The sequence below is a fragment of the Streptomyces flaveolus genome, assembly GCF_044765825.1.
Lineage (GTDB): Bacteria > Actinomycetota > Actinomycetes > Streptomycetales > Streptomycetaceae > Streptomyces > Streptomyces flaveolus.
Genome location: NZ_JBIWKU010000006.1, coordinates 140,182 through 167,160, shown reverse-complemented (window position 1 = coordinate 167,160; position 26,979 = coordinate 140,182). Strand labels below are relative to the sequence as shown.

Below are 26,979 nucleotides of genomic sequence, written 5' to 3'. Positions count from 1 at the left end.
AAGGAGCCGCACCTGTGAGCAGTGCCGACGACCAGACTGTGTCCCAGGCGACCACCAACGCCGAACTGCGGGCCGACATCCGCCGACTGGGCGACCTCCTCGGCGAGACCCTCGTCCGGCAGGAAGGACCCGAACTGCTGGACCTCGTCGAGAAGGTACGCCGCCTCACCCGAGAGGACGGCGAGGCCGCCGCGGAGCTGCTGCGCGGTACCGAACTGCAGACCGCGGCCAAGCTGGTCCGCGCCTTCTCCACCTACTTCCACCTCGCCAACGTCACCGAGCAGGTCCACCGCGGCCGCGAACTGCGCGCCCGCCGCTCCGCCGAGGGCGGACTGCTCGCCCGGACGGCCGACCGCCTCAAGGACGCCGACCCCGAGCACCTGCGCGAGACGGTCCGCAACCTCAACGTCCGCCCCGTCTTCACCGCGCACCCCACCGAGGCCGCCCGCCGCTCCGTCCTCAACAAGCTGCGCCGCATCGCCGCCCTCCTCGAGACCCCCGTCATCGAGTCCGACCGGCGCCGCCTCGACACCCGCCTCGCCGAGAACATCGACCTCGTCTGGCAGACCGACGAACTCCGCGTCGTGCGCCCCGAACCCGCCGACGAGGCCCGCAACGCCATCTACTACCTCGACGAACTCCACGCCGGCGCCGTCGGCGACGTCCTCGAGGACCTGACGGCCGAACTCGAGCGGGCCGGCGTCAAGCTCCCCGACGACACCCGCCCCCTCACCTTCGGCACCTGGATCGGCGGCGACCGCGACGGCAACCCCAACGTCACCCCCCAGGTCACCTGGGACGTCCTCATCCTCCAGCACGAGCACGGCATCAACGACGCCCTGGAGATGATCGACGAGCTGCGCGGCTTCCTGTCCAACTCCATCCGCTACACCGGAGCGACGGAAGAACTCCTCACCTCCCTCCAGGCCGACCTCGACCGGCTCCCCGAGATCAGCCCCCGCTACAAGCGCCTCAACGCCGAAGAGCCCTACCGGCTCAAGGCCACCTGCATCCGGCAGAAGCTGGAGAACACCAAGGAGCGCCTCGCCAGGGGCATCCCCCACGAGGACGGCCACGACTACCTCGGCACCGCCGAGCTCCTCGCCGACCTGCGCATCCTCCAGACCTCCCTGCGCGAACACCGCGGCGGCCTCTTCGCCGACGGCCGGCTCGCCCGCACCATCCGCACCCTGGCCGCCTTCGGCCTCCAGCTCGCCACCATGGACGTCCGCGAACACGCCGACGCCCACCACCACGCCCTCGGCCAGCTCTTCGACCGCCTCGGCGAGGAGTCCTGGCGCTACGCCGACATGCCCCGCGAGTACCGCACCAAGCTCCTCGCCAAGGAGCTGCGCTCCCGCAGGCCGCTCGCCCCGACCCCCGCCCCGGTGGACGCGGCCGGCGAGAAGACCCTCGGCGTCTTCCAGACCGTCCGGCGCGCCCTGGAGGTCTTCGGCCCCGAGGTCATCGAGTCCTACATCATCTCCATGTGCCAGGGCGCCGACGACGTCTTCGCCGCGGCGGTGCTGGCACGTGAGGCCGGCCTCATCGACCTGCACGCCGGCTGGGCCAAGATCGGCATCGTGCCGCTCCTGGAGACCACCGACGAGCTCAAGGCCGCCGACACCATCCTCGAGGACCTCCTCGCCGACCCCTCCTACCGGCGCCTCGTCGCCCTGCGCGGCGACGTCCAGGAGGTCATGCTCGGCTACTCCGACTCCTCCAAGTTCGGGGGCATCACCACCTCGCAGTGGGAGATCCACCGCGCCCAGCGCCGCCTGCGCGACGTCGCCCACCGGTACGGAGTGCGGCTCCGGCTGTTCCACGGCCGCGGCGGCACCGTCGGCCGCGGCGGCGGCCCCACCCACGACGCCATCCTCGCCCAGCCCTGGGGCACCCTGGAGGGCGAGATCAAGGTGACCGAGCAGGGCGAGGTCATCTCCGACAAGTACCTCATCCCGTCCCTGGCCCGCGAGAACCTGGAACTGACGGTCGCCGCCACCCTCCAGGCATCCGCCCTGCACACCGCACCCCGCCAGTCCGACGAGGCCCTCGCCCGCTGGGACGCCGCCATGGACGTCGTCTCCGAGGCCGCCCACCAGGCCTACCGCAAGCTGGTCGAGGACCCCGACCTGCCGACGTACTTCCTGGCCTCCACGCCGGTCGACCAGCTCGCCGACCTGCACCTGGGCTCGCGGCCCTCCCGCCGCCCCGGCTCGGGAGTCTCGCTCGACGGACTGCGCGCCATCCCGTGGGTGTTCGGCTGGACCCAGTCCCGGCAGATCGTCCCCGGCTGGTACGGCGTCGGCTCCGGCCTCAAGGCACTGCGCGAGGCCGGCCTGGACACCGTCCTGGACGAGATGCACCAGCAGTGGCACTTCTTCCGGAACTTCATCTCCAACGTCGAGATGACCCTCGCCAAGACCGATCTGCGCATCGCCCAGCACTACGTCGACACCCTCGTCCCCGACGAGCTCAAGCACGTCTTCGAGGCCATCAAGACCGAGCACGAGCTGACCGTCGCCGAGGTGCTGCGGGTCACCGGCGAGGACGAACTCCTCGACGCCGACCCCGTCCTCAAGCAGACGTTCGCCATCCGCGACGCCTACCTGGACCCGATCTCCTACCTCCAGGTCGCCCTCCTCGGACGCCAGCGCGAAGCGGCCGCCGCCGGCGAGGAAGTCGACCCGCTGCTCGCCCGCGCCCTGCTGCTCACCGTCAACGGCGTCGCCGCCGGCCTGCGCAACACCGGCTGACACCCCGCCGGCCGCACACGACGGTGCCCCCGCGCTCACCACGAGCACGGGGGCACCGCCGTATCCGCGTCACACCGCGACGAACGCCGCCGTCAGCAAGCCCACCCCGGACCCGGCCAGCACCCACGCCGCCCGGGTCCGCCGCAGCCCGCCCGCCACCACCACCGACGCCAGCAGCAGCGCACCGCCCAGCGGAACCCACGCGTACAGCACCCCGGCCGGACCCGAACGCACCACGTCGTCGCTGCCCGGCTTCACCACCACCGTGTACGTCCGCCCCTTCGACACGGCCACCGAATCCTCGATCACGACGCTCTCCCGTGCCCGCGACCCCGCCGACACCGGCGCGTACGGACCGCTGCACGAACCGCCCCCGCACCGCGTCACCTCGACCGTGCCCTGCTCACGCCCCTTGGTCAGCATCACGTGCTGCGCCGTCCCCCACGACGCCCACACCCCGGCGATCAGGATCAACGCGGCGACCGTGCCCATCGCCGCGACCCGGCCGAACCGCAGCACGGCGCGCGAGGCGCGCGAGGCCTGACGGGGACGGGCAGCGGCTGGGGCAGCTGAGGCAGGCATGGCCGGGATCATTGGCCATACCTATGCGGTCGGTCAACTCACCCGGGCGGCAAGCACGGACAAGTCACGAGTTGTACGTGCTCTGCGCCCGCTCCAGACCCTCGATCACCAGAGCCTCCACCGCGTCCGCGGCACGGTCCACGAAGTAGTCCAGCTCCTTGCGCTCCGCCGACGAGAAGTCCTTCAGTACGAAATCCGCCACCGGCATCCGGCCCGGCGGCCGGCCGATCCCGAACCGCACACGGTGATAGTCCGCACCCAGCGACTTCGTGATCGACTTCAGCCCGTTGTGCCCGTTGTCCCCGCCGCCCAGCTTCAACCGCAGCACGCCGTAGTCGATGTCCAGCTCGTCGTGCACCGCCACGATGTTGCCCACCGGCACCTTGTAGAAGTCCCGCAACACCGTCACCGGACCGCCCGACACGTTCATGAACGACATCGGCTTCGCCAGGATCACCCGCCGGTTCGCCGACCCTGGCGGTCCGATGCGCCCCTCCACCACCTGCGCCTGCGCCTTGCCGTGCCGCTTGAACCGCGCCCCGATCCGCTCCGCCAGCAGATCCACCACCATGAAACCGATGTTGTGCCGGTTCGCGGCGTACTCGGGGCCCGGATTGCCGAGACCGGCCACCAGCCAGGGCGCACCCGCGTCCGTCGTCACGTCCATGTCTCCTTGTCCGCCGTCCGTCCACACATACACGTCGGCCGCTGCCCCGCACGGGAACAGCGGCCGACCACACGATGACCGTGCGAGAAGAGGATCAGGCCTCGGCGGCCTCTTCGCCCTCACCCTCGCCCTCGGCGGCGGGCTCCTCGGCCTGCGCGGCCAGGACCTGCAGCACCACGGCGTCGTCCTCGACGGCCAGCTTCACGCCGGACGGCAGCTTGATGTCCTTGGCCAGGACGGAGGCACCGGCCTCCAGACCCTCCACGGACACGGTGACCTGCTCCGGGATGTGCGTGGCCTCGGCCTCGACCGGCAGCGCGGCCAGCACGTGCTCCAGCAGGTTGCCGCCCGGGGCCAGCTCGCCCTCGGTCTGCACCGGGATCTCGACGGTCACGGTCTCGCCGCGCTTCACCAGCTGCAGGTCGACGTGCTCCAGGAAGCCCTTGATCGGGTCACGCTGCACCGACTTCGGGATCGCCAGCTCGTTCGTCTTGCCGTCGATGTCCAGCGCGATCAGCACGTTCGGCGTACGCAGCGCCAGCAGCAGCTCGTGGCCCGGAAGCGTCAGGTGCAGCGGGTCGGAACCGTGACCGTACAGAACACCCGGGACCTTGTTGTCACGGCGGATACGACGCGCGGCACCCTTGCCGAACTCGTTGCGCGTCTCGGCGGTGAGCTTCACCTCGGACATGATCACTCCTCGTAGAACCAGAAAGGGACGTGGTCACCCGGCCACGAACGGCCTGCTACGAAGAGCGCGTCGATAACGGACAGCCACACCCGCGAAACACGAGTACGGCCTCCCTCGCCGAGCAACTTCAGCAGTCTACTCGGAGAGGAAGGCCGTACCCAAAACGATCTCAGGAACCCCCGGGGGGGGCCCCTGAAGAACCCTTACTGCTCGTCGAACAGGCTCGTCACCGAACCGTCCTCGAACACCTCACGCACCGCACGCGCGATCGTCGGCGCGATCGACAGCACCGTGATCTTGTCCAGCTCCAGCTCGCTCGGCGTCGGCAGCGTGTTCGTGAACACGAACTCGCTCACCTTCGAGTTCTTCAGCCGGTCCGCCGCCGGACCCGACAGCACACCGTGCGTCGCCGTCACGATGACGTCCTCCGCACCGTGCGCGAACAGCGCGTCCGCCGCCGCGCAGATCGTGCCACCGGTGTCGATCATGTCGTCGACCAGGACGCAGATCCGGCCCTTCACATCACCGACGACCTCGTGCACCGTGACCTGGTTCGCCACGTCCTTGTCACGACGCTTGTGCACGATCGCCAGCGGCGCGCCCAGACGGTCGCACCAACGGTCCGCCACCCGCACCCGGCCCGCGTCCGGAGACACCACCGTCAGCTTCGAACGGTCCACCTTCGCACCCACGTAGTCCGCGAGCAGCGGCAGCGCGAACAGGTGGTCCACCGGGCCGTCGAAGAAGCCCTGGATCTGATCCGTGTGCAGATCCACCGCCAGGATCCGGTCCGCACCCGCGGTCTTCATCAGGTCCGCGATCAGACGCGCCGAGATCGGTTCACGTCCCCGGTGCTTCTTGTCCTGCCGCGCGTAACCGTAGAACGGCACGATGACCGTGATGGAGCGGGCCGACGCACGCTTCAACGCGTCGATCATGATCAGCTGCTCCATGACCCACTTGTTGATCGGAGCCGTGTGGCTCTGGATCAGAAAGCAGTCCGCACCACGCGCCGACTCCTGGTAACGGACGTAGATCTCACCGTTCGCGAAGTCGAAGGCCTTCGTCGGGACGACCCCGACACCCAGCTCGTGGGCGATCTCCTCGGCAAGCTCGGGGTGGGCGCGGCCGGAGAAGAACATCATCTTCTTCACGCCGGTCGTCTTGATCCCGGTCACAGCACTTTCTCCTCAGAGGTTTCGCAGCTGAGCCTCTTCAGGCTCGTCCGGCTGGGTGCCGGAGGCGTCTCAGCTGGTGGGGTGCGGATGTGCACTTATCACGGTACGCCGTGTTCGACGCGCCGGTTTCCGGTCAGCCTTCGCCACCGGTCTCCCGGGACACCGCCTCGGCCGCCTTCGCCGCCGCGCTCCCCGGACGCTTACGAGCCACCCAACCCTCGATATTCCGCTGCTGGCCACGGGCCACGGCCAGCGAACCGGGCGGCACATCCTTCGTGATCACCGAGCCGGCGGCGGTGTAGGCACCGTCCCCGACCGTGACAGGAGCCACAAACATGTTGTCCGAACCCGTCTTGCAGTGAGAGCCCACGGTCGTGTGGTGCTTGCTCTCCCCGTCGTAGTTCACGAACACGCTCGCCGCACCGATGTTGGTGTACTCACCGATCGTCGCGTCACCCACGTAGGACAGGTGCGGAACCTTCGTCCCCTCGCCGATCGAGGAGTTCTTCGTCTCGACGTACGTGCCGATCTTCGACTTGAGCCCCAGCCGGGTACCCGGACGCAGATACGCGTACGGGCCCACGGTCGCCTCCGGACCGACGTCGGCGCCCAGGGACACCGTGTTGTCCACTCGCGCGCCCGCGCCGACCCTGGTGTCCGTGAGGCGGGAGTTCGGCCCGACCTCCGCCCCCTCGGCGAGATGCGTGGTGCCGTGCAGCTGCGTACCCGGGTGGACGACGACGTCCTGCTCGAAGGTCACGGTCACGTCGACCCACGTGGTCGCCGGGTCGACGACCGTCACGCCGGCCAGCATGGCGCGCGTCAAGAGCCGGTCGTTGAGGATCCGGCGGGCCTCGGCGAGCTGCACGCGGTTGTTGATCCCCGCGATCTCCCGGTGGTCCCCGGCCACGGAGGCACCGACGCGGTGCCCGGCCTCGCGCAGGATGCCGAGGACGTCGGTGAGGTACTCCTCGCCCTGGCTGTTGTCCGTCCGCACCTTCCCCAGCGCGTCCGCGAGCAGCTGCCCGTCGAAGGCGAAGACACCCGAGTTGATCTCACGGATCGCCCGCTGCGACTCGGAGGCGTCCTTGTGCTCCACGATCGCGGTGACGGCACCGGAGGCCCCGTCCCGTACGATCCGGCCGTACCCCGTCGCGTCCGGAACCTCGGCCGTCAGTACGGTGACCGCGTTGCCGTCGGCGGAGTGGGTGGCGGCGAGGGCCCGCAGCGTCTCGCCGGTCAGCAGCGGAGTGTCACCGCAGACGACCACGACGGTGCCGTCCACGGCACCACCGAGGGCCTCCAGCCCCATCCGGACGGCGTGCCCGGTGCCCTTCTGCTGCTCCTGCACGGCGGTACGGACGTCGGGGGCGACCTCGGTGAGGTGCGCGGTGACCTTCTCGCGGGCGTGGCCCACAACGACGACCAGGTTCTCGGGCTCCAGCTCACCGGCGGCGGCGAGCACGTGGCCGACGAGGGAACGTCCGCACAGCTCGTGCAGGACCTTGGGTGTGGCCGACTTCATACGGGTGCCCTCACCCGCTGCGAGAACGACGACGGCTGCCGGGCGAATGGCGCTCACGGGATGCCCTTCGGCTTTGAGGGGGTGGGGGTGGACATCCGCAGGATACCGGGGTGGTTTGCGGCGGACATGAGTGCGGGCCCCGACAGGGTGGTCAGGGCCCGCTCGACGATCTCGCGCAGTGGCTCCCCCGCAAGGATTCGAACCTTGTCCTGCTGGTACCAAAAACCAGTGTGCTGCCAGTTACACCACGGGGGACGGCGCCTCAGACCTTACCGGAGACGCGCTCGCGCGTAACTCACGATGCCCATGCCGCGATACACGCCCCTCACAGGGGGTGCCGAGCACCTCGCCGGGTCGAGGGATATCGCGTCGTATCGCTTGGCGAAAGTCGCCGGAAACGGGGCGGGGGGCGCCCGTAGGCTGGAGGCATGACCACGACGGGGGAAGACCACGTACCGGCCCGGGGTGGGCCCGGGTGGTGGGACAGGCGGCGCGGTGCGGTGCTCGATGTGAGCCTCGGTGTCGTGTCCGCGCTGGAGTGCGCGGCGGAGGGGATTCCGTTCGCGAGGGACGCCGGGATTCCGTGGGCGGCGGGGGTCGTCTTCGGGTTGCTGGCCGGTTCGGTGCTGGTGGTGCGGCGGAAGTGGCCCATCGCGGTGGTGCTGGTGGCGATCGCCGTCACGCCGGCGCAGATGGGTTTCCTGATGGGCATCGTCGGCCTGTACACGCTGGCCGCGTCCGAGCTGCCGCGGCGGATCATCGGGTCGCTGGCCGGGATGTCGCTGCTGGGCACGTTGATCGTCACGTTCGTGCGGGTGCGGCAGGACATGGCGTCCGACGACCTGGACATCGGCGACTGGTTCATCCCGTTCGCGGCGATCGCCACGTCCTTGGGGGTGACCGCTCCGCCGGTGCTGCTGGGCCTGTACGTGGGGGCGCGGCGGCGGTTGATGGAGAGCCTGCGGGAGCGCGCGGACAGCCTGGAGCGGGAGTTGCAGCTGCTCGCGGAGCGGGCGGAGGAGCGCGCGGAGTGGGCGCGGGGCGAGGAGCGGACGCGGATCGCGCGGGAGATGCACGACGTGGTCGCGCACCGGGTGAGTCTGATGGTGGTGCACGCCGCCGCGCTGCAGGCCGTCGCGCGCAAGGATCCGGAGAAGGCGGTGAAGAACGCCGCGCTGGTGGGGGACATGGGGCGGCAGGCGCTGACGGAGTTGCGGGAGATGCTCGGGGTGTTGCGCGCCGGTGCGGACGGGGGCCGTGCCGCGCGGGCGGCGGTGCCGTTGGCGGCGGTGGGGGTGGCCGCGGCGGCGGCTGCCTCGCGGGCCGCGGAGGACGGTGAGCGTCCTGCGGAGGGGCCGTGTCTGTCGGAGCTGGAGGAGCTGATCGGGCAGTCGACGGCGGCGGGGATGGTCGTGGCGTTGTCGGTGGAGGGGGAGGAGCGGTCGTACGCGCCGGAGGTGGAGTCGACGGCGTTCCGGGTGGTGCAGGAGGCGTTGACGAACGTCCACAAGCATGCGGCGGGTGCGAAGACGTACGTGCGGCTCGCGCATCGGGTGTCGGAGATCGCGATGCAGGTGGAGAACGAGCCGCCGCCGGAGGTGTCGTCGGCGTCGTCGGCCCGGTTGCCGTCGGGGGGCAACGGGCTGGTGGGGATGAAGGAGCGGGTGTCCGCTCTGGGGGGTGTGTTCGTGTCGGGGCCGACGGACGCGGGGGGTTTCAGGGTGTCGGCGGTGATCCCGGCGTCGTAGCCGCGGGGCGGGTCAGCCGGCGGTGACGGTGAGGCGGGTCGGCTGGGTGCCGCCGATGAGGGCGGCGAGGGCCTGGTCGATGTCGGGGCCGAGGTACCAGTCGCCGGTGTGGTCGAGGGCGTAGACGCGGCCTTCGGCGTCGACGGCGATGAGGGCCTGGGTGTCCGTCTCGGTGCCGAGGGGGCAGGTCTGGGTGCCGAGGGCGCGGCCGAGATCGCCGAGGGTGCGGGCCATGTGGAGGCCGTGCAGGGGGTCGAGGTGGAGGCCGGCGGGGGCGATCTGGCGGCCGGGGCCGGTGGGGGTGATGTGGAGGCCGCCGAATTCGGCCCAGGCTTCCACGGCGGCGGGGAAGACGCTGTGGCGGTGCCCGGCGGGTGAGGTGTGTTCGCGCAGGGTGTCGGCCCAGATCTCGGCCTGCTTGATGTCCCAGCGTCCGGGTTGCCAGCCGGCGTCGCGCAGGGCGGCGTCGACGGGGACGGGGAAGCGGGTGGTGGAGGTGCGGTCGGCGTGCATCTGCCCTTGGTTCGTGTCGGTGGTGGCGTTCGGCGTGGGGCGGTCGGTCAGTCGTCGGCGGTGGGGTCGACGATGCGGACGCCGAAGTGGGCGCTGAGGGCGGTGCAGGCGCGGCAGGGGGTGGCGAAGCTGCCGTGGAGGGGGTCGCCGTCCTCGCGGATGCGGCGGGTGGTGAGCTTGGCGTGCTTGAGGGCTCTGCGGGCTTCGCCGTTGGTCATGGGTTTGCGTGCGGCGCGTTTGCTGCGGGCGGAGTCGGCGGTGGTGAGGTGCCGGGAGATGAGGATGGTCTCGGCGCAGCGGCCGGTGAAGCGGTCGCGCTGGCCGCTGGTGAGGGCGTCGAGGAAGTCCTGCACGAGGTGGTGCAGGGCGGGGGGTGTGTCGGCGCGGGTGGCGGTGCCGGTGAGGGTGGTGCCGCGGACGGAGAGGGCGGCGGCGACGGTGGGGAGGATGCCGTCGCGGCGGTGGCGCAGGGTGGGGGCGTGGGGGCCCTCGGTGGCGCTCCAGCCGATGCGGGGGTCGCCGGTCCGGGGGTCGTCGGACCTGCCGGTGTGTGGTCCCGTCTGCGTTGCACTCATGGTCATGTTCCCCTCCTGAGCATCCCCCCGGAGGTCACAGGGTGCCAAATCCCGTGGCGCCTGCGGAAGCTGGGGCGGGGTGACACGCCCGGGTATGGGCGGTCCGTCACGAGAGGGTGACGGCTGGTCACGGGTGGGGCGGGGGTGGTTGTGCGGGGCCGGTGACCGGTGTCGGCGTACCGCATAGGCTGTCGGCACCGCGTTCGCGTGCGGTGATGGAAGACAGTGCAGACAGACAGACGCCGCAGGGGGCTACCGCCATGACGACAGGTCGGCTCGGGCAGATCGCGCCGCCGAACGCGGCCTACGCCGGGCAGGTCGTGCATTTCCCGGATCCGGTGCGGGCGGCCCGTCACCCGAGAGGGGTACGGGTGGACGAGGGTGGTTACCCCGTTTTCTCGCCGTACGCCCGTGCGGTGGCGGAGATCGCGGAGCCGCCGGTGGGGTTCGGCGTCGACGAGCTGCGGCTGACGGACTACGTGTCGGCGAACGCGGCGTTGTCGGCGTCGGGGCACGAGTTGTGGGACACGGTGCCGGCGGTGGCGACGCCGCACGGCTGGACGTGGCATCACGCGGTCGGGTCGCGGCGCATGGAGCTGGTGCCGGTCGAGGTGAAGGCGCTGCTGCGGCATCACGGCGGTATCGCGACGGCGGCGGTGGACCAGGACAAGCGGGGGACGCGGCCGTTGCAGGAGACGCGTCCGGCGCACTTCGGTCTGCCGAAGTCGGGTGTGGCGGTGACGGAGCAACAGGTGCAGGGGGTCGAGGAGGACCTCGGGTACCGGCTGCCGGGTGCGTACCGGTCGTTCCTGAAGGCGGCGGGTGGCTGCGCGCCGGTGGGTACGGCGCTGGACGCGGAGCTGGGGCTGCTGGTGGACCAGCCGTTCTTCACGGTGCGTGAGGAGGCGGCGGTCAATGACCTGGTCTATGTCAACAAGTGTCTGCGGGACCATCTGACGAAGGACTATCTGGGCGTCGCGTTCGTCCAGGGTGGTCTGCTCGCGGTGAAGGTGAAGGGCGAGCGGCTCGGTTCGGTGTGGTTCTGCTCGTACGACGACGCGCGGGACGTGGATCCGTCGTGGGCGCCGGCGGAGCGGGTGGAGCGCCTGCTGCTGCCGTGCGGTGAGGACTTCGACGTGTTCCTGTCCCGGCTGGCGGGGTCGCCGCCGGAGTTGGAGACGGTGGCGAACCTGATGGTGGACGGTGGTTTCGCGCGTGCGGTGCCCGTGGCGTCGGCGTCTTCGGCGCCGGTAGGGGAGTGAGCTGGCGATGGTGACGTTCGCGCAGGCGCAGGAGCGTGCGGAAGAGTGGATCAACGGTGAGGTGCCGGCGTACCAGCACCGTGAGGTGCGGGTGCGGGAGTTCGGTCTCGGGTTCGTGGTGTGGGCCGAGGACCGTGCGGACGGGCCGCGTTCGGACGGGGGTGCGCAGCGGCTGGTGATCGCCCGGGACAGTGGTGAGGCGACGCTGTGGCCGGCGTTGGCGGTGGGGGAGGTGATCCGCCGCTACGAGGAGGAGTACGGCCGTCCGGAGGCGGCGGAGGAGCCGGCGCCCGCTCCGGCGGCGCGGGTGGATCTGAATCAGACGTCGTTCCTGCTGAGTCCGCCGGAGTGGTTGCAGGAGGCGGCGGACAAGCTGGGCATTCCGGATCGGCGGGGGGAGCGGGACGCCGGTGGCGGGGCCGCGCAGGGTGACTCCGGGGGTGGTGCGGGGGCGCTTCCCGAGACGCGGGCGGGGGTGCCGTCGGCGGCGCCTTCTGCGCCGTCTTCCCCCTCTGTTCCTTCTGCCGGGGCGGCTGCGGATGCCCGGGAGGGTGGCGCGGCGTGGCCCGCGGCCGGGGCCGGGAGCGGTGACGCCTCCGGGGCCGGCGCGTCCGGGGCGCCGGGTGCGCCGGCCGGGGCGACGCCCTGGGCGGGGACGGACACCAACGCGGACGCCGGTGAGGACCGTTCCGTACCGCTGCCCGAGACGGTGTTCGCCCCGCCGCTGAGCGGTGCCGACGGCACGCCGCCGCCCTCGGCGGCGCCGGACGCCAAGACGGCGCTGATGTCGGGCGGCAGCGGGCTTCCGCCGACGGCGTTCGCGCCGGCGGTCGGCGACCCGAACGCTCCGGTGACTCCCGCGGGTACGGGGACGCCGCCGCCGTCCGCGCCTCCCGCGCCGCACACTCCGGCGCCGTCCGCGCCTCCCGCGCCCGTGCCCCTGCCGCAGGCCGGCCCGAGCACGCCGGCCCGGCCGCTCCCGCCGAACGCCGGTGACATCGCCGACGCCGCCACCAGCAAGGCGGCGCCTCCGCGGCGCGGCGGGGGTTCGACCACGCCGCCTCCGCCGGGCGCTCCGGGTGTGCCGGGTGTGCGGCCCGGGAGTACGCCGCCGCCGGCCGCGCCGGGTGCGCCCGCGGGTGGTTATGTGCCGACGCAACTGGTGTCGTCGCTCGGCCCCGAGGGCCCGGGCGCTCCGGGTACGCAGGGAGGTCCGGGCGGAGCGCCGGGTGGTCCGGCCGGTCCCGGTACGCCGCCCCCGCCGAGCGCCCCCGGCGGGACGCCCCCGGGCGGGGTGCATCACGCCGCCACCATGCTGGCCGACCCGGGCCGGACGGGCGGCGGGGCGCCTCAGCCTCCCGCGCCGCCCGGTGCGCCGGGTGCGCCGGGAGTCCCGGGTGCGCCGGGCGTCCCCGGGGCCGCTGGTGGCCCTGGTACGCCGCCGCCTCCCGCCGCTCCCGGTGCGCCCGGTTCCGCGGGTGCCCCGGGTGCGCAGGGTTCTCCGGGTGGGCAGCGTGGTGCCGTGCACCATGCGGAGACGGTGCTGGCCGCGCCTCCGGTGGGCGGCCCCGGCATGCCTCCGCCGCCGTCCGCGCCGGGCGTGCCCGGCCCGCCGCAGCCTCCGGGGGTCCCGGGTGCTCCGGGCGTCCCCGGTGCCGCGCAGCCCATGCCGCCGGGTGCCGTGCCGCCCGGTGCGATGCCTCCCGGTGCCATGCCGCCGCCCGGTCAGCCGGTGCCGGGGCAGCCGCCGGCGTACGGCTATCCGCAGCCGCCCGCCGGTCAGCCGACCGTCGGCCCCGGTTACCAGGCGGTGCTGCGCTACCGCGCGCAGGACGGCTCCGAACAGCAGCTCATCCGGCGTTCGGCGCCGGGCACGCCGCACCCGGAGTGGCAGATCTTCCACGAGCTGCGGGCCATGAACGTGCCGCCGGACCAGGTGCTGGAGCTGCACACCGAGCTGGAGTCGTGCGAGCTGCCGGGCGCCTACTGCGCGCGGATGATCCGGGAGCAGTGGCCGCAGGCGCGGATCACGTCCATCGCGCCGTACGGCACCGATCACGCGAGCCGGCAGCAGGGCATGCAGCAACTGCTCGCGCACCAGGGCGAGCTGCACCAGGTGGCCGACGGGCCGGCGCGTCCGGCGCCGGTGCGGGCGCCGCTGCCGCCGGTGCAGCCGGTGCCGCCGATCCCGCCGGAGGCCATCGGGCAGGAGCTCGCGGCGGCGTTCGGGCCGGGCGTCTTCCGGTTCGAGCAGGCCGCCGTGTCCCGGCAGGGTGTGCCGCCGGTCGTGGCGCACACGCTGGTGGCGGCGGGGCTGCCGATGGACATGGGCCCGTTCTTCTGGGCGCAGGCCCAGCCGGGCCGTCCGGTGCCGACGCTGGCGGAGCTGGCGGCCGAACGGAGGGTGCAGCCGGCGTCGGACGCGGGCTCGTACCTCGTCGTGGGCAGCGACTTCGGCCGGGCGATCTGCGTGCAGTACGGCACGGCGAACATCGTGGCGGTGCCGGTGGAGGCGGGGCCGGGCGGTGCGCCCGTGCCGCCGCAGTTCGTGAACACGGGGCTGCCGGAGTTCGCGCGCTGCCTGGCGCTGCTGGGCCGGATGTGGCGGCTCAGGTTCGGTCTGAACCAGGAGCAGGCGGGCCGCTGGACGGTGGACTTCCAGGCGCAGCTGGCCTCGATCGACCCGGCGGCGCTCGGGTCGGCGGAGAGCTGGTGGTCGGTGCTGCTGGAGCAGATGTGGGACGGGCTGCTGTGAGGCGGCGCCGCTGACGCGGACCGACGGGCCGGGCCGGTCGCCTTCACGGGGGCCGGCCCGGCCCGTCGGCGTTTCCGGGGCGGGCCCGGTCCGCCAGTGTTGTGTGCTGTGCGCGGAGTGTCGCGTTATGCGTGTTTACGTCTGATCCGTAAAGATGTCCGGACATCGCGGAAGTCTGTCAGTGGATCGGGCGAAACAGGGGTTCCGGCATGAGCAGCGCATCGGTGTCACCGCACGGTTTCGTGACCGTACGGGGGCGGGGTTACCGTCCCGAACAGGTCGACGCGTGTGCCGAGGCCCTCTCGCGGGAGCGTGACGCCGCCTGGGAGCGGGCCGCCCGGCTCACCGTGCTGGCCCGCGAGATGGGAACGGAGCTGGACCGGCTGCGGGAGACGCTGGCAGGGCTCGCACCGCAGGACTACGCGTCGCTCGGGGAGCGGGCGCGCCGTCTCTTCCACCTCGGGCAGGAGGAGGCCGACGCCGTCCGGGAGGGCGGGCGGCGCGGGGCGGAGGAACTGGTGGACCGGGCGCGGGCGCGTGCGGCCGAGGTCCGGGAGTCCGCGCGGGCGCATGCCGACGCCGTACGTGCCGAGGCCGACGAGTGGGCCCGGCAGCGGCTGCTCGCGGCGCGTGCGCAGGCCGACGAGGTGCGGATCGCGGCCCGGCGCGAGGTGCGGGCCGGGCGCGGCGAGGCGCTGGCCGCGGTGCGGGAGGCGCGGCGGCGCACCTCCTCGCTGCTCGACGAACAGTCGGCCGGGCATGCCGCGCGGTGGGCGGAGGCCGAGCGGGAGGAGGGCGGCCGGGCGGCCGCCCTGGACGCCCACCACGAGGAGCGGATCGCGCACGCCGAGCAGGCGCTGGCCGAGGCGGAGCGTGCCCTGGCCGAGGCGCAGGAGTCGGCCGGACGCCGGCAGGAGGAGGCGCGGACCCAGGCGTCCGAGGCTCTCGCGGCGGCACGGGCGCGGGCGGAGCGGATCGCCCGGGAGACGGAGCGGGTGCTGCGCGAACACGGGGAGCGCTGGGACGAGGTGCAGGACCAGATCAGCTCCTCCCGCGGCCGTCTGGGCACGCTGACGGGCCGCGGCGTGGAGTGACGCCCCGCCGGCCGGGCGGGGGCCCCGTCACGTGCCCCTGCGCACCGCCCCCGCGAGGAGCCCCGCCTCCAGTGCCTCGTACCGGCGGCGCTGCTCGTCCGTCTTCCGGCGCCCGGAGGCCACCGTGCCGAGCCAGCCGAAGGCGAAGCCGGCCGGGATGGAGACCAGTCCGGTGGTGGTGAACGGGAACCAGTTGAAGTCGGCGTCCGGGAAGGCCGCGACCGGGGTGCCGGAGACCAGGCTGGTGCCCGGCATCAGCACCAGGACCGTGACGGTGCCCCCGATCAGCGTCCACAGCAGGCCCCTGCGGGTGAAGCGGCGCCAGAAGAGGCTGTAGACCAGGGCGGGGCACAGGGCGGACGCGCCCAGGCAGAAGGACAGGGTGGCCAGCGGTTGCAGGCTGCGGTGCTGCACCAGCGTCGCCAGCAGGATCGCGGGCACGCCCACCGCCAGGGCGGACAGCCGGGCCAGCGTCATCTCGCGGCGCGGCGTCAGTTCCCGCAGCCGGGTGGCGAACACGTCGTGGGCCAGGGAGTTGGCGCAGGCGAGGATCATGCCGGCGACGGAGGCGAGCAGGGTGAGGAACAGGGCGGTGCTGACGGTGGTGAAGAGCAGGGTCTCCGCCATGGTCACGTCCGTACCGAAGGCGGCCCGCGAGCCCAGCAGGTAGGCGGTGTTGCCGGCCGAGTCGATCCGCGCGACCGTCTCGCGGCCGACCAGGGCCGTGGCGCCGAGGCCGACGACCGTGACGACCAGCACGAACAGGGCCACCAGCGACACCGCCCAGGACATCGACCGGCGCACCTGGCGTGCGCTGGAGGCGGTGTACATGCGCATCGTGACGTGCGGCAGGCAGGCACCCCCGAGGACCACGGCGAGCTGGGAGGAGACCATGTCGAGGCCGGGGCGGGGTCCGGCGGCGTACTCCAGTCCGGGGTGCAGGAAGGCCGGGCCCGCGCCGCTGCCCCGGGCGGCGGCGTCGAACAGGGCGCCCGGGTTCCAGTCGAAGCGGTTCAGGAGCAGGACGGTGACCACCGCGCCCGACCCGAGCAGCATCACGATCTTCAGGATCTGGATGAGGGCGGTGCCCTTCATCCCGCCGATCGCCGCGTAGCTGATCATCAGTGCGCCCACGCCGACGATGCAGCCCGTCTGCACCGACTCGCTGGTGAACCCCAGCAGGAACGACAGCAGTTGCCCGGTCCCGGCCAGCTGTACCAGCATCATCGGCAGCAGCGCGGCGATGGTCACCACACAGGCCGCGACCCGCACGCTGCGCGCCGGGGTGCGGCGGGACAGCACGTCGCCCATGGTGAACCGGCCCGCGTTGCGCAGCGGTTCGGCCATCAGGAACATCAGCAGCAGCAGGGACAGCGCGGTGCTCAGGGCGAGGACGACCCCGTCGTAGCCGAACAGGGCGATGACGCCGCACGTGCCGAGGACGGTCGCCGCGGAGATGTAGTCGCCCGCGATGGCCAGGCCGTTGCGCATCGGCGACAGGGAGCCGTAGCCGGTGTAGAACTCGTCCAGGTCGTCCCGGTCCGGGCCGGTCATCACGCACAGCAGCAGCGTGACCGTGGCGATGGCGGTGAAGGCGACCAGGGCCATCGCCTGGGCGTTGTCGTCGAATCCGGTCACCGTGCCGCCCCCCGCCTGGCGTCCACTTCGCTGTCGTGGCGGATGCGGTCGGCGAGCGGGTCCACGGTGCGGCGCGCGGTGTGCTCGTAGAGGACGATCGCCAGCCAGGTGACGGGGAGTTGGAGCAGGGCGAGCAGCAGGCCCAGCGGCAGTCCGTCGGTGACGTCGCCGGTGAGGGACGACGGGGCGAACGCCGACAGGCCGAGGAACAGCAGGAAGTAGCCGAGCGCGGCGAAGGTGGCCGTGCGCCGCTGCCGGCGGTACGCGCCGCGCAGGACGCGCAGGTCGCTGTGGTGCCCGACCGGCTGCCAGGACCGGACGGCGTACGTCGGGGTGGCGTCGTACGGCGAGGTCGTGTCGTACGCCGGAGCGGTGGCGTACGGCGGGGAGGGTTCGTACGACGGTGGCGCGCCGTGCCGTGGTGGTGGGTACGGGTCGAAGGACATCCCGGTGCTCCTTGCGCGGCTGGGGTCCGCAGGCGGACCGCAGGGAGGTGGGGGGTGGAGGGCCACGCACGTTACTCGGCGGTTCACAGCCGCGGGGCCTTTTCGGCGAACTGAGTGGTCGGTTTGCCGTGACCTCGGGTGCGTGGCCCACCGTCGCGCCGTTCCCGCAGGGCACCGGCACAACCGTCCCGCCCGATCAGTCCTTCAGCACCGGGAACTTCCGCGGCGCGACCACCAGCAGCACCACGAACGCCAGGGCCGCCGCCCCCGCCGCACCCAGGTAGACCGCGTGGACGGCCTCGGCGATCGCGTGCCGTACGGGTTCGGCGGGGGCGCCCGTGTCCAGCGCCCGGGTCACCGAGTCGAGGTCGCTCGCCCCGCCGAGCCGCGCGGCCAGCACGCCGTTGGCGATCGCGCCGAAGACGGCCGCGCCGACGGTCTGCCCGGTCTGGCGGCAGAAGAGCACGGACGCGGTCGCCGTGCCGCGCTCCGACCAGCCCACCGTCGACTGGACGCCGACGATGAGCGGGAGCTGGAACAGACCGAGCGCGGCACCGAGCAGCAGCATCAGCAGCATCGGCTGCCAGGGCTCGCCCGGGTAGGGCAGGAAGGGGAAGGCGAGCAGGATCAGGGACGCGGTGCCGATGCCCAGCATCGCCGTGTTGCGGAAGCCGATCCTGCGGTACACGTGCTGGCTCAGCGCCGCAGACACGGGCCAGGTCAGCGTCCACACGGACAGCACGAAGCCGGCGGCCACGGGGGCCAGGCCCAGCACCGACTGGGCGTAGGTGGGCAGGAACACGGTCGGGGCGACCATCAGCAGGCCCAGCGCGCCGAGCGCGAGGTTCACCGCGGCGATCGTCCGGCGCCGCCACACCCAGCCGGGGATGATCGGCTCCGCCGCCCGGCGTTCGATCACCACCACGGCCGCCAGCAGCGCGAGCCCCGTCCCGAACAGGGCGAGGGAGGGCGCCGACAGCCACGGCCAGGCCACACCGCCCTGCACCAGCGCGGTGAGCAGCACCCCGCCGCAGGCGAACACGGCCAGCGCACCCGCCCAGTCGACCCGGGGGCGCGCACCGGACGTCTCCCGCCGCGGCTCGTGCAGGTGACGGACGATCAGCCACAGGGCGAGGGCGCCGATCGGCAGGTTGACCAGGAAGATCCAGCGCCAGTCGGCGTAGGCGGCCAGCACGCCGCCCAGGCCGGGTCCCGCGATCGCCGACACCGCCCACACGGTGGACAGCCGGGCCTGGATCCTGGGCCGGTCCTCGAGCGGGTACAGGTCGGCGGCGAGGGTCTGCACCGTGCCCTGCAGGGCGCCGCCGCCCAGGCCCTGCACGACCCGGAAGGCGATCAGGGCGGCCATGTTCCACGCGAGCGCGCACAGCAGGGAGCCGAGCAGGAAGAGGGCGGCACCCGCGACCAGCACCGGTTTGCGGCCGAAGGTGTCGGAGAGCTTGCCGTAGACGGGGAGGGTGACGGTGACGGCCAGCAGGTAGCCGGAGAAGAGCCACGAGAAGAGGGAGAAGCCGCCGAGGTCGCCGACGATCTGCGGGACGGCGGTGGAGACGATGGTCGAGTCGAGGGCCGCCAGGGCCATCGCGAGCATCAACGCGGCGACGACGGCACCGCGCCGGCCCGTGCCGCCGCCCGGTGCGGCCTCGCGTACCGCGGGTCTGGTGGTGCCCACCCCGGATCTCCCCCTCGTGCTCTCCGGGGACCCCTTGTGTGTGCCCCGTGCATCCATCTGCCGGGTTCAGCTTGCCACTTGAGCCTCACGTCGGGGGAGGGTGGAGGCTCGGTGCGTCCGAGGGCGGAGACCAACCCTTAGGAGAACTCCACCGCCGGGTGGACAGCCCCTAGGGGTACCTCCGTACTACGGCCCGGGGAGGGTTCGTACCGGCGGAGGACGAGAGGGGCCCCGGCGGGTCCTTAATCTGGCTTTACGCCGCTGGGGGGCGGCGAACCGGACCAGCGGGGGTGGGGTTTTCCCCCGCGAAAGAGTGCGCTGAGCACCAGCGCGCCCGACCCCTGGTTCCGGCCAGACTCTTCGGCAGGACGCGGCGGACCCGGCACCACCGACGCGGCGGCACAGGCACACGGGACTTTCAGCGGTACACGTACCGCCGGCACCGACGGCTCACTCGATGACCGACATAGGAGACTTGACATGACATCGGCCGTAACCATTCCCCGACACGGGAGCACTGGAGGGCGTACGGCCGTTGCCGCGCGGGCACGGCAGGTCGTCAAGGCCTACGGCAGCGGGGAGACCCGGGTGGTCGCCCTCGATCACGTGGACGTGGACATCGCCCGCGGCCAGTTCACCGCGATCATGGGTCCGTCGGGCTCCGGCAAGTCGACGCTGATGCACTGCCTGGCCGGCCTCGACACCGTCACCGGCGGGCAGATCTACCTGGACGACACCGAGATCACCGGTCTGAAGGACAAGAAGCTCACGCAGCTGCGCCGGGACCGGATCGGCTTCATCTTCCAGGCGTTCAACCTGCTGCCGACGCTGAACGCCATCGAGAACATCACGCTGCCCATGGACATCGCCGGCCGCAAGCCCGACAAGGCCTGGCTGGACCGGGTCGTGGAGACCGTGGGTCTGGCCGGCCGGCTCAAGCACCGGCCGACCCAGCTCTCCGGCGGCCAGCAGCAGCGCGTCGCCGTGGCGCGGGCGCTCGCCGCGCGGCCGGAGATCATCTTCGGGGACGAGCCGACCGGAAACCTCGACTCGCGGGCCGGCGCCGAGGTGCTGGGATTCCTGCGCCGGTCGGTGGACGAGCTGGGCCAGACCATCGTGATGGTCACCCACGACCCGGTGGCCGCCGGCTACGCGGACCGGGTGCTGTACCTCGCCGACGGCCGGATCGTCGACGAGATGCACCGCCCGACCGCGGAAGCCGTCCTGGACCGCATGCTGCGTTTTTCTGGGGGAGAGCCCCAGACCCCCCACTTCGACGCCCAGGGGCGTACGTCATGACCGTCGTGAAGACCTCGCTGCGCAACTTCTTCGCGCACAAGGGCCGGATGGCGCTCTCGGCGGTGGCGGTGCTGCTGTCGGTGGCGTTCGTGTGCGGCACCCTGGTGTTCACGGACACCATGAACACGACGTTCGACAAGCTGTTCGCGGTCACCTCGTCGGACGTGACGGTCGGGCCGAAGGACGCGAAGGCCGAGGACACGCCGCAGAGCGGGGTGCCCGAGTCGCTGCCCGCCGCCACGCTGGAGCGGGTCCGCTCGGTCGAGGGCGTCGCGTCCGCCGAGGGCGCGGTCGCCTCGATGAACGTGACCGTCGTCAACAGCGACAACGACAACGTGGGCGCCACCAGCGGCGCCCCGACGATCGCCGGCAACTGGACGAAGAACGACCTCAAGTCGATGGAGATCACCTCCGGGCACGCCCCGCGCGGCCCGACCGAGGCGATGATCGACTCCGACACTGCCGACAAGCACCACCTGAAGATCGGTGACGAGCTGCGCACCATCGCGCAGACCGGCGACTTCAGGGCGAGGATCGTCGGCATCGCCTCCTTCACCGTCACCAACCCCGGTGCGGCCGTCGTCTACTTCGACACCCCGACCGCCCAGCGCGAACTGCTCGGCGCCGAGGGCCGGTTCACCCAGTTCAACCTGACCGCCGCCTCCGGCGTCTCGGACGCGCAGCTCAAGCAGAACGTCTCCCGGGCCCTGGACGGCACCTACAAGGTGCAGACGGCGAAGGAGACCGCCGACGAGAACCGCAAGGACGTCGGCGAGTTCATGGACGTCATCAAGTACGCCATGCTCGGCTTCGCCGGGATCGCGTTCCTGGTCGGCATCTTCCTGATCATCAACACCTTCTCCATGCTGGTCGCCCAGCGCACCCGCGAGATCGGCCTGATGCGGGCCATCGGCTCCTCCCGTCGGCAGGTCAACCGCTCGGTGCTGGTCGAGGCGCTGTTCCTCGGCATCGTCGGCTCGGTCCTCGGTGTCGCGGCCGGTGTGGGGATCGCCGTCGGCCTGATGAAGCTGATGTCGGCGGCGGGCATGAACCTGTCCACCGACGACCTGACCGTCAAGACGGCCACTCCCGTGGTCGGCCTGGTCCTGGGCGTCGTGGTCACCGTCCTGGCCGCCTACCTGCCGGCCCGCCGCGCCGGCAAGGTCTCCCCGATGGCCGCCCTGCGCGACGCCGGTACGCCGGCCGACGGCAAGGCGGGTTGGATCCGCGGCCTGATCGGCCTGGTCCTCACCGGCGCCGGCGTCGCGGCCCTGTACGCGGCCGGTACGGCGGACAAGGCGAGCGACGGCGCGTCGATGCTGGGGGTGGGCATCGTCCTCACCCTGATCGGCTTCGTCGTGATCGGCCCGCTGCTGGCCGGCGGGGTCGTGCGGGTGATCAGCGCGGTGCTGCTGCGTGCCTTCGGCCCCGTGGGCCGCATGGCCGAGCGCAACGCCCTGCGCAACCCGCGCCGCACCGGCGCCACGGGCGCCGCCCTGATGATCGGCCTGGCCCTGGTGGCCTGTCTGTCGGTGGTCGGCTCCTCGATGGTCGCCTCGGCCACGAGCGAGCTGGACAAGACGGTCGGCGCGGACTTCATCGTCGAGGGCAACCAGCGGATCGTGCCGCAGGCCGAGAAGAAGATGCAGGCCACGCCCGGCCTGGAGCACGTCACCCGCTACAAGGTGCTCGACGCCACGCTGACCTCGCCCGACGGCAGGACGGACGACGACGGCCTGACCGCCGCCGACCCGACGTACGCCAAGGACGTGCGCCGCCCGACCACCGCCGGTGACCTGGACGCCGCCTACGGCGCCGACGCCATGTCGGTCGGCTCCGACTACGCCGACAAGCACGGCGTGCACGTCGGCGACACGATCTCGGTCGCCTTCAAGGGCGGCGAGACGGCGAAGCTGAAGGTCGCCGCCATCACGAGCGACGACGTGGCCATCGACCAGGGCGCCCGGTACATCAGCATCGACACGATGCGGAAGTACCTGCCGGCCGACCGCGTCCCGCCGAACATGATCATGTTCGCCAAGGCGAAGGACGGCCAGGAGACCCAGGCGTACGCGGCCCTCAAGAAGTCGCTGGACCAGTACCCGCAGTACCAGGTGCGGGACCAGACGGACTACAAGCAGGAGCTCAAGGACCAGGTCGGCCAGCTGCTGAACATGGTCTACGGCCTGCTCGCCCTCGCGATCATCGTCGCGGTCCTGGGCGTGGTGAACACCCTGGCGCTGTCGGTGGTCGAGCGGACCCGCGAGATCGGCCTGATGCGGGCGATCGGCCTCTCCCGCCGCCAGCTGCGCCGGATGATCCGCATGGAGTCCGTGGTCATCGCCCTCTTCGGCGCCCTGCTGGGGCTGGGGCTGGGCATGGGCTGGGGCACCACGGCGCAGAAGCTGCTGGCCCTGGAGGGACTGAACGTCCTCGACATCCCGTGGCCGACGATCATCGGCGTGTTCATCGGTTCGGCCTTCGTGGGCCTGTTCGCCGCCCTGATCCCGGCGTTCCGGGCGGGCCGGATGAACGTCCTGAACGCCATCGCGACGGAGTAGCACCCGACAGCCACCGCATACGGGGGTTGCGGGGGAGAGGCCCGGCGCCGGAGTCCTACGGGACCCGGGCGCCGGGCCTCTTTTGGTCGCCCGCCTCCTGGCCGACCGAGTCGATGGCCCCTGGGCAGCCTTGCAGCCCACCGAGTCGGGTGGTGGGCGGGCACAGGCCGGGGATCCAGGGGGCGGAGCCCCCTGGTACCGAGCCGCGACGCCGGGGCACCCGTACACGGACGGGGGCGTCATCCACAGCCCCCCGCACCCGCCCGCGCAGCGACGTACGCTGGACACCCCCGGCCCGCAGCGCGCGTCGGGCCCGTCGTGTTGTACATCCCCGGACGGAAAGCGCCCCGAATGAGCCTGCACGGTCTGCTCGACGCCGTCGTCAAGGACGCCGCCCTCGCGGAGGCGATCACCGCCGCCGCCGACGGCAACCGCATGCACGTCGACCTGGTCGGTCCCCCCGCGGCCCGCCCCTTCTCCGTCGCCGCGCTCGCCCGCGAGACGAACCGCCCCGTCCTGGCGGTGACGGCGACGGGACGTGAGGCGGAGGACCTGGCCGCGGCCCTGCGCTCGCTGCTGCCCCCCGAGGGCGTCGTCGAGTACCCGTCCTGGGAGACCCTGCCGCACGAGCGGCTCAGCCCGCGCAGCGACACCGTCGGCCGCCGCCTGGCCGTCCTGCGGCGCCTGACCCACCCGCGGCCCGACGACCCGGAGACCGGCCCGGTCTCGGTCGTCGTCGCGCCCGTACGGTCCGTGCTCCAGCCCCAGGTCAAGGGCCTGGGCGACCTGGAGCCGGTGGCCCTGCGCACCGGGCAGAGCGCCGACCTGAACGAGATCGTCGAGGCCCTCGCCGCCGCCGCGTACCAGCGCGTGGAGCTGGTGGAGAAGCGCGGCGAGTTCGCGGTGCGCGGCGGCATCCTCGACGTGTTCCCGCCCACCGAGGAACACCCTCTGCGCGTCGAGTTCTGGGGCGACGATGTCGAGGAGATCCGCTACTTCAAGGTCGCCGACCAGCGCTCCCTGGAGGTCGCCGAGCACGGCGTGTGGGCCCCGCCCTGCCGCGAGCTGCTGCTGACCCCCGAGGTCCGCGAGCGGGCCGCCGCCCTCGCCGAGGAGCACCCCGAGCTCGGCGAGCTCCTCGGCAAGATCGCCGAGGGCATCGCCGTAGAGGGCATGGAGTCCCTGGCGCCCGTCCTCGTGGACGACATGGAGCTGCTGCTCGACGTGCTGCCCAAGGGCGCCATGGCCGTCGTCTGCGACCCCGAGCGGGTGCGGACCCGGGCCGCCGACCTGGTGGCGACGAGCCAGGAGTTCCTCCAGGCGTCCTGGGCCGCCACCGCGGGCGGCGGCGAGGCGCCGATCGACGTCGACGCGGCCTCCCTGTGGTCCCTCGCGGACGTCCGGGACCGGGCCCGCGAGCTGGACGTGATGTGGTGGTCGGTGTCGCCGTTCGCCGCCGACGAGACGCTGACCTCCGCCGCTGACGCGGCGGGCGACTCGGACACCCTCAAGCTCGGCATGCACGCCCCCGAGACCTACCGCGGCGACACCGCCAAGGCCCTGGCCGACACCAAGGGCTGGCTGTCCGACGGCTGGCGCACGGTCTACGTCACCGAGGGCCACGGCCCGGCGGCCCGTACCGTCGAGGTGCTGGGCGGCGAGGGCATCGCCGCCCGCCTCGACAACGACCTGGGCGAACTGTCCCCGTCCGTCGTGCACGTCTCCTGCGGCTCCATCGACCACGGCTTCGTCGACCCGGCGCTCCGGCTCGCCGTGCTCACCGAGACCGACCTGACCGGGCAGAAGGCCGCCGGCCGCGAGGGCGCCCGGATGCCCGCCCGGCGCCGCAAGACCATCGACCCGCTCACCCTGGAGGCGGGCGACTACATCGTCCACGAGCAGCACGGCGTGGGCCGCTACATCGAGATGGTGCAGCGCACCGTGCAGGGCGCCACCCGCGAGTACCTGGTCGTGGAGTACGCCCCCGCCAAGCGCGGCCAGCCCGGCGACCGGCTCTACATCCCCACCGACCAGCTGGAGCAGATCACCAAGTACGTCGGCGGCGAGGCCCCCACCCTGCACCGCCTGGGCGGCGCCGACTGGACCAAGACCAAGGCCCGCGCGAAGAAGGCCGTCAAGGAGATCGCCGCCGACCTGATCAAGCTCTACAGCGCCCGGATGGCGGCGCCGGGCCACGCGTTCGGCGCGGACACCCCCTGGCAGCGCGAGCTGGAGGACGCCTTCCCGTACGCGGAGACCCCGGACCAGCTCACCACCATCGCCGAGGTCAAGGACGACATGGAGAAGACGGTCCCCATGGACCGCCTGATCTGCGGCGACGTCGGCTACGGCAAGACGGAGATCGCGGTCCGCGCCGCCTTCAAGGCCGTCCAGGACGGCAAGCAGGTCGCCGTGCTCGTGCCCACGACCCTGCTGGTGCAGCAGCACTTCGGGACGTTCAGCGAGCGGTACGCCCAGTTCCCGGTGAACGTGCGGGCGCTGTCCCGCTTCCAGACCGACACCGAGGCCAAAGCGACCCTGGAGGGCCTGCGCGAGGGCTCGGTGGACATCGTCATCGGCACCCACCGCCTGTTCTCCTCCGAGACCAAGTTCAAGGACCTGGGCCTGGTCATCGTCGACGAGGAGCAGCGCTTCGGCGTCGAGCACAAGGAGCAGCTGAAGAAGCTCCGCGCCAACGTCGACGTGCTCACCATGTCCGCGACGCCCATCCCGCGCACCCTGGAGATGGCGGTCACCGGCATCCGCGAGATGTCCACGATCACCACCCCGCCCGAGGAGCGCCACCCGGTCCTGACCTTCGTCGGCCCCTACGAGCACAAGCAGATCGGCGCCGCGATCCGTCGTGAGCTGCTGCGCGAGGGCCAGGTCTTCTACATCCACAACCGCGTCGAGTCCATCGACCGCGCGGCGGCCAAGCTGCGTGAGATCGTGCCCGAGGCACGGATCGCCACCGCCCACGGCCAGATGTCGGAGCAGGCCCTGGAGCAGGTCGTCGTCGACTTCTGGGAGAAGAAGTTCGACGTGCTGGTCTCCACGACCATCGTCGAGTCCGGCATCGACATCTCCAACGCCAACACCCTCATCGTCGAGCGCGGCGACAACTTCGGCCTCAGCCAGCTCCACCAGCTGCGCGGCCGGGTCGGCCGTGGCCGCGAGCGCGGCTACGCCTACTTCCTCTACCCGCCGGAGAAGCCGCTGACCGAGACCGCGCACGAGCGGCTCGCCACCATCGCCCAGCACACCGAGATGGGCGCGGGCATGTACGTGGCGATGAAGGACCTGGAGATCCGCGGTGCCGGCAACCTGCTCGGCGGCGAGCAGTCCGGCCACATCGCGGGCGTCGGCTTCGACCTGTACGTCCGCATGGTCGGGGAGGCCGTCGCCGACTACCGGGCCTCCCTGGAGGGCGGCGTCGAGGAGGAGCCGCCGCTCGAGGTCAAGATCGAGCTGCCCGTCGACGCGCACGTCCCGCACGACTACGCGCCCGGCGAGCGGCTGCGGCTCCAGGCGTACCGGTCCATCGCCTCGGCCAACAGCGAGGAGGACGTCAAGGCCGTACGGGAGGAACTCGTCGACCGCTACGGCAAGTTGCCGGAACCGGTGGAGAACCTGCTGCTGGTCGCCGGGCTGCGGATGCTGGCGCGGGCGTGCGGGGTCGGCGAGATCGTGCTGCAGGGAAACAACATCCGCTTCGCGCCGGTGGAGTTGCGCGAGTCCCAGGAGCTGCGCCTCAAGCGGCTGTACCCGGGCACGGTCATCAAGGCGACCGCCCACCAGGTGCTGGTGCCGCGCCCGAAGACCGCGAAGGTGGGCGGCAAGCCGCTCCTCGGGCGGGAACTGCTGGCGTGGGTGGGCGAGTTCCTGACCTCGATCCTGGGGTCGTAGCCACGCGCGCGGCGCCGTGGCGCCCGTCGCAGAAAGGGCCGGAGAAGGAGGAGCCGTCCACGGAACAGGCCCGTGGACGGCTCGGATGTG

18 protein-coding genes and 1 tRNA gene are annotated in these 26,979 nt (G+C 72.2%); 8 read left to right on the top strand and 11 right to left on the bottom strand.

Going from position 1 to position 26,979, the window contains the following annotated elements:
• Positions 1–14 precede the first annotated feature (14 nt).
• Positions 15–2,756, top strand: coding sequence for a phosphoenolpyruvate carboxylase (gene ppc, locus ACIRG6_RS19820; protein ID WP_350717398.1), 2,742 nt, complete (start codon positions 15–17; stop codon positions 2,754–2,756).
• A gap of 69 nt (positions 2,757–2,825) precedes the next feature.
• On the opposite strand, the gene ACIRG6_RS19815 is transcribed toward ppc, so the two are convergent.
• The 6 genes from ACIRG6_RS19815 to ACIRG6_RS19790 all read right to left on the bottom strand — a co-directional run bounded on the left by ACIRG6_RS19815 (position 2,826) and on the right by ACIRG6_RS19790 (position 7,654).
• Positions 2,826–3,350, bottom strand: a complete 525-nt coding sequence (locus ACIRG6_RS19815) for a hypothetical protein (protein WP_364673595.1) — start codon at positions 3,348–3,350, stop codon at positions 2,826–2,828.
• A 52-nt stretch (positions 3,351–3,402) separates the two neighbouring features.
• Positions 3,403–4,005, bottom strand: coding sequence for an aminoacyl-tRNA hydrolase (gene pth, locus ACIRG6_RS19810; protein ID WP_403323794.1), 603 nt, complete (start codon positions 4,003–4,005; stop codon positions 3,403–3,405).
• Positions 4,006–4,099: 94 nt separating this feature from the next.
• On the bottom strand, positions 4,100–4,696 hold the full coding sequence (locus ACIRG6_RS19805; RefSeq protein WP_350717402.1) for a 50S ribosomal protein L25/general stress protein Ctc: 597 nt from the start codon (positions 4,694–4,696) through the stop codon (positions 4,100–4,102).
• A gap of 203 nt (positions 4,697–4,899) precedes the next feature.
• Complete coding sequence (locus tag ACIRG6_RS19800; RefSeq protein WP_077799968.1) at positions 4,900–5,874, bottom strand: ribose-phosphate diphosphokinase; 975 nt, start codon at positions 5,872–5,874, stop codon at positions 4,900–4,902.
• Positions 5,875–6,007: 133 nt separating this feature from the next.
• Positions 6,008–7,456 carry a bifunctional UDP-N-acetylglucosamine diphosphorylase/glucosamine-1-phosphate N-acetyltransferase GlmU gene (glmU, locus tag ACIRG6_RS19795; protein ID WP_318213196.1) on the bottom strand — a complete coding sequence of 483 codons (1,449 nt, stop codon included), beginning with the start codon at positions 7,454–7,456 and terminating at the stop codon, positions 6,008–6,010.
• Positions 7,457–7,578: 122 nt separating this feature from the next.
• Positions 7,579–7,654 (bottom strand) — tRNA-Gln (locus tag ACIRG6_RS19790).
• A gap of 173 nt (positions 7,655–7,827) precedes the next feature.
• On the opposite strand from ACIRG6_RS19790, the gene ACIRG6_RS19785 reads away from it, so the two are divergent.
• The gene (locus ACIRG6_RS19785) at positions 7,828–9,147 is read left to right on the top strand and encodes a sensor histidine kinase (protein WP_318213195.1); all 1,320 of its coding nucleotides are present in this window, start codon (positions 7,828–7,830) and stop codon (positions 9,145–9,147) included.
• Positions 9,148–9,159: 12 nt separating this feature from the next.
• Here the strand turns inward: ACIRG6_RS19785 and ACIRG6_RS19780 are convergent, their stop codons facing one another.
• Positions 9,160–9,660 carry an SUKH-3 domain-containing protein gene (locus ACIRG6_RS19780; protein WP_351018088.1) on the bottom strand — a complete coding sequence of 167 codons (501 nt, stop codon included), beginning with the start codon at positions 9,658–9,660 and terminating at the stop codon, positions 9,160–9,162.
• A gap of 47 nt (positions 9,661–9,707) precedes the next feature.
• A complete protein-coding gene (locus ACIRG6_RS19775) occupies positions 9,708–10,235 on the bottom strand; it encodes a YwqJ-related putative deaminase (RefSeq protein ID WP_239766541.1) in 528 nt (175 codons plus the stop codon).
• 260 nt (positions 10,236–10,495) lie between these two features.
• Between ACIRG6_RS19775 and ACIRG6_RS19770 the strand changes: the two genes are divergently transcribed.
• The 3 genes from ACIRG6_RS19770 to ACIRG6_RS19760 all read left to right on the top strand — a co-directional run bounded on the left by ACIRG6_RS19770 (position 10,496) and on the right by ACIRG6_RS19760 (position 15,346).
• On the top strand, positions 10,496–11,497 hold the full coding sequence (locus ACIRG6_RS19770) for an SMI1/KNR4 family protein (protein ID WP_318216275.1): 1,002 nt from the start codon (positions 10,496–10,498) through the stop codon (positions 11,495–11,497).
• Between the two features lie 7 nt (positions 11,498–11,504).
• A complete protein-coding gene (locus tag ACIRG6_RS19765) occupies positions 11,505–14,252 on the top strand; it encodes an SUKH-4 family immunity protein (RefSeq protein WP_403323790.1) in 2,748 nt (915 codons plus the stop codon).
• Positions 14,253–14,461: 209 nt separating this feature from the next.
• Positions 14,462–15,346, top strand: coding sequence for a cellulose-binding protein (locus tag ACIRG6_RS19760; RefSeq protein WP_403323785.1), 885 nt, complete (start codon positions 14,462–14,464; stop codon positions 15,344–15,346).
• 27 nt (positions 15,347–15,373) lie between these two features.
• Here the strand turns inward: ACIRG6_RS19760 and ACIRG6_RS19755 are convergent, their stop codons facing one another.
• The 3 genes from ACIRG6_RS19755 to ACIRG6_RS19745 form a co-directional block, all read right to left on the bottom strand.
• Complete coding sequence (locus ACIRG6_RS19755; RefSeq protein ID WP_364674368.1) at positions 15,374–16,954, bottom strand: sodium/solute symporter; 1,581 nt, start codon at positions 16,952–16,954, stop codon at positions 15,374–15,376.
• Positions 16,955–16,980: 26 nt separating this feature from the next.
• The gene (locus tag ACIRG6_RS19750; RefSeq protein WP_364673586.1) at positions 16,981–17,430 is read right to left on the bottom strand and encodes a DUF485 domain-containing protein; all 450 of its coding nucleotides are present in this window, start codon (positions 17,428–17,430) and stop codon (positions 16,981–16,983) included.
• Positions 17,431–17,626: 196 nt separating this feature from the next.
• Positions 17,627–19,123 (bottom strand): MFS transporter, encoded by a 1,497-nt coding sequence (locus ACIRG6_RS19745; protein WP_364673584.1) that lies wholly within the window; start codon positions 19,121–19,123, stop codon positions 17,627–17,629.
• Positions 19,124–19,603: 480 nt separating this feature from the next.
• On the opposite strand from ACIRG6_RS19745, the gene ACIRG6_RS19740 reads away from it, so the two are divergent.
• The 3 genes from ACIRG6_RS19740 to mfd all read left to right on the top strand — a co-directional run bounded on the left by ACIRG6_RS19740 (position 19,604) and on the right by mfd (position 26,889).
• Entirely contained in the window at positions 19,604–20,422 is an 819-nt protein-coding gene (locus ACIRG6_RS19740) for an ABC transporter ATP-binding protein (RefSeq protein WP_403323783.1), read from the top strand.
• Positions 20,419–22,983, top strand: a complete 2,565-nt coding sequence (locus tag ACIRG6_RS19735; protein WP_365020788.1) for an ABC transporter permease — start codon at positions 20,419–20,421, stop codon at positions 22,981–22,983. The genes ACIRG6_RS19740 and ACIRG6_RS19735 overlap by 4 nt, the downstream gene beginning before the upstream one ends.
• Positions 22,984–23,334: 351 nt before the next feature.
• Positions 23,335–26,889 carry a transcription-repair coupling factor gene (gene mfd, locus ACIRG6_RS19730; RefSeq protein WP_364818395.1) on the top strand — a complete coding sequence of 1,185 codons (3,555 nt, stop codon included), beginning with the start codon at positions 23,335–23,337 and terminating at the stop codon, positions 26,887–26,889.
• The last annotated feature ends 90 nt before the right edge of the window (positions 26,890–26,979 follow it).